The following is a 2,619-nucleotide window of genomic DNA, read 5'->3' on the forward strand; positions in this document are numbered from 1 at the left end:
CAATCATAAAAGAACTATCTAAAAAGTTTGGTGTAGTGGAGACAATTCAGAAAGACGTCAGCTATATCAAAGATGAATTGAAGAGGAGGTGAAAATATGGGCCACATAATTGATATTAGTCATCACCAGGACCCAACGAAGATGAATTATGATAAACTGTCAGCACAATTAGATCTAGTGATTGTTAGAACTCAATATGGCAGTAGGGTAATAGATAAACACTACAAAACACATCACAGAGAATTCCAGAAGAGAGGAATTCCTACAGCTGCGTATGCTTGGGTACGTGGAATTTCTCTTAATGACATGAAAGTAGAAGCTATAGATTTTTACCAACGAACAAAAGAATTCAATCCGACATTTTGGTTTCTTGATGTAGAAGAAGAATCTATGAAGGACATGAGGGCAGGAGTATCCGCTTATGTTAGAGCATTAAGAAACTGCGGAGCTAAAAAGGTTGGAATTTACGTAGGGCATCATCTATACAAAAAGTTCAACCTTAACTTGAATGAGGTAGATGCAATATGGATACCTCACTATGGTAAGAACAATGGACAAGTTACAAGTCAACCTAGTTTTCCATGTGATATTCACCAATACACTGATAAGGGTCGATTAGAAGGATATTCGGGTTATCTAGATTTAAACCGACTAATGGGTACTAAACCATTAGAGTTTTTTACAGGAAAAGAAGTGGTAAAGGTGGACAAAAAGGATGAAATAAAAAAAGATAAACCATCAGACTGGGCAAAAGAAGCTTGGGAATGGGCAAAAAAAGAAGGATTTTTAGATGGTACTAGGCCAAAGGAGCCCGTAACACGAGAAGAATTGGCAGTAGTGCTGCAAAGGCTGGTGAAGAAACTTGGATAAGATTTCAGAGAAGGACCTAGAGGAGTTATTAAACCTTAAAAAGAAACAAAAGAAGAGGGGGAAGTTCTCAAAATTTATAGTGACACTTGTCATACTATTAAATGTAATCTTTACAGCAGCAGTTCTATATATATTCTTACAAGTAGGTAGTGAGCCACAAGTCCTTATAGGAGCTTGGTTTACATTTACAACAGGAGAATTGTGGATGTTAGCTAGCATAAAAAAGAAAAAGGTAAAGGAGAGCGAAAATGAATATTGATATAGTTGTAAAAGTATTAATACCTTTATTAGGAGCTATCATAACCTATTTGATAGTTCCTTTTATTAAACAGAAAACTACAAAGGAGCAAAGGGAAAATATTTATTTCTGGGTAAAAGTAGCAGTAGCGGCAGCAGAACAGATATACAAAGAAAAAGGACAGGGTAAATTAAAGAAAGAATATGTTGTAGATTTCTTAGTTAGCAAAGGAATTAATATAACTATTCAAGAATTAGATGTACTTATAGAAGCAGCAGTAAAAGAATTGAATATAGCTCAAGAAAAATTAATAGAATAAACTTACGAGGGCCGGGATTAATTTCCCGGTCTTTTTTTGTTTGTCGATAAATGTCGAGAATTTAAGGAGGATTTATTGGCTTTATGTAGTATAGTATATATAAGACTGTTTTTACATAAACACAAGGGGGTAAATATATTATGAAAGAAGTCAATATTAATAACAACGAGCAAATTAATGATATGGACAAGCTTATAAAGGAAGACGTTATTAATATTTATACTAATTCTGTAAGTTTGGCAGTTGGCTATTATGATTTTCAGTTTCTTTTTAGAGAACAATACCCTAGCTTCAATGAAGAAGGTACTGATTCTGCCAACTATGTTAGGCTTGTGATGAGTCCACAACATGCAAAAGTTTTTAACATGATTCTTGAAAAAAATATTAAACAATATGAAGAAAACTTTGGAGAAATAAACGTTAGTGATAATTTCTTAAAAAGCCTTAATTTATTGGAGGAATAATTAATGGCTACTGTAGAAGAATATATAGTAAAAAATAATATGGATTATAAATATGTAACTTATAATAAAGATTCTAGTCAAGTGTATATCTTGGACAATAAATCACTTAGGTTGTTACTTAATGGATTTTATAATGCTGGGTACATAAAATGTGTTAAAGACATATATAATTTATATGAGGAATCTTTAAATAGTTCCACCCAATTTGGAGGTTATAATATGGATATAGATAGAATTTTGGATCATTTAGTTAAGTTAGATGATAAATATGATAAGAAAATAGATATGTTAAGTAATAAACTAGATAATGTAATAGATAGTTTAAATAAGCTAAATAGAGAAGTCGGAGAAATAAAAACAGATGTTGATAATATAGATAAAAGGAGTAGTTTTTGGAAATCATATATTATGGCTCCAATAATTACATCTGTAATAACAGCAATACTTGTAAAAATTATTGGCTAATATGAAAAAGATTAAAAATATCATTGTTAATGATTTTGATTTTTCCTTGTTAAACTATCAAATGTTCCCTAAGAATGTAGAGAGATCAGAATTATATATGGTATAAATAGAGGTAGGGAAGCAAAATCCTACCTTTTTTATTTAATCCCTTTACACAGAACTTACGTTCGTATATAATATGTTTAAAGGGGGAATGACCATGCTAAATGAAAAAGAATCTAAACTATTTGATGCTATCGTAAAATACATAGATGAAAATGGAT

Annotated in this window: 6 protein-coding genes; all 6 read left to right on the forward strand. The window is 31.2% G+C overall.

Features of this window, described 5'->3' with window-relative positions:
* Positions 1-5 precede the first annotated feature (5 nt).
* On the forward strand, positions 6-92 hold the full coding sequence (locus BLV68_RS16405; RefSeq protein ID WP_407702396.1) for a hypothetical protein: 87 nt from the start codon (positions 6-8) through the stop codon (positions 90-92).
* A 4-nt stretch (positions 93-96) separates the two neighbouring features.
* Positions 97-870, forward strand: coding sequence for a glycoside hydrolase family 25 protein (locus BLV68_RS15150; RefSeq protein WP_093755272.1), 774 nt, complete (start codon positions 97-99; stop codon positions 868-870).
* Positions 863-1,129 carry a hypothetical protein gene (locus BLV68_RS15155; RefSeq protein ID WP_093755274.1) on the forward strand — a complete coding sequence of 89 codons (267 nt, stop codon included), beginning with the start codon at positions 863-865 and terminating at the stop codon, positions 1,127-1,129. The genes BLV68_RS15150 and BLV68_RS15155 overlap by 8 nt, the downstream gene beginning before the upstream one ends.
* A complete protein-coding gene (locus BLV68_RS15160; protein WP_093755276.1) occupies positions 1,119-1,427 on the forward strand; it encodes a phage holin, LLH family in 309 nt (102 codons plus the stop codon). The genes BLV68_RS15155 and BLV68_RS15160 overlap by 11 nt, the downstream gene beginning before the upstream one ends.
* A gap of 140 nt (positions 1,428-1,567) precedes the next feature.
* The gene (locus BLV68_RS15165) at positions 1,568-1,891 is read left to right on the forward strand and encodes a DUF3467 domain-containing protein (RefSeq protein ID WP_093755278.1); all 324 of its coding nucleotides are present in this window, start codon (positions 1,568-1,570) and stop codon (positions 1,889-1,891) included.
* Positions 1,892-1,894: 3 nt separating this feature from the next.
* Positions 1,895-2,356, forward strand: coding sequence for a hypothetical protein (locus BLV68_RS15170; RefSeq protein WP_093754018.1), 462 nt, complete (start codon positions 1,895-1,897; stop codon positions 2,354-2,356).
* Positions 2,357-2,619 lie beyond the last annotated feature (263 nt).

Origin of the sequence: Tepidimicrobium xylanilyticum, from assembly GCF_900106765.1 — a bacterium.
Classification (GTDB): domain Bacteria; phylum Bacillota; class Clostridia; order Tissierellales; family Tepidimicrobiaceae; genus Tepidimicrobium; species Tepidimicrobium xylanilyticum.

Bases quoted from the DNA above. Each gene is read 5' to 3' on its own strand.
- BLV68_RS15150 (WP_093755272.1), top strand. From the start codon at position 97: ATGGGCCACATAATTGATATTAGTCATCACCAGGACCCAACGAAGATG.
- BLV68_RS15160 (WP_093755276.1), top strand. From the start codon at position 1,119: ATGAATATTGATATAGTTGTAAAAGTATTAATACCTTTATTAGGAGCT.
- BLV68_RS15165 (WP_093755278.1), top strand. From the start codon at position 1,568: ATGAAAGAAGTCAATATTAATAACAACGAGCAAATTAATGATATGGAC.
- BLV68_RS15170 (WP_093754018.1), top strand. From the start codon at position 1,895: ATGGCTACTGTAGAAGAATATATAGTAAAAAATAATATGGATTATAAA.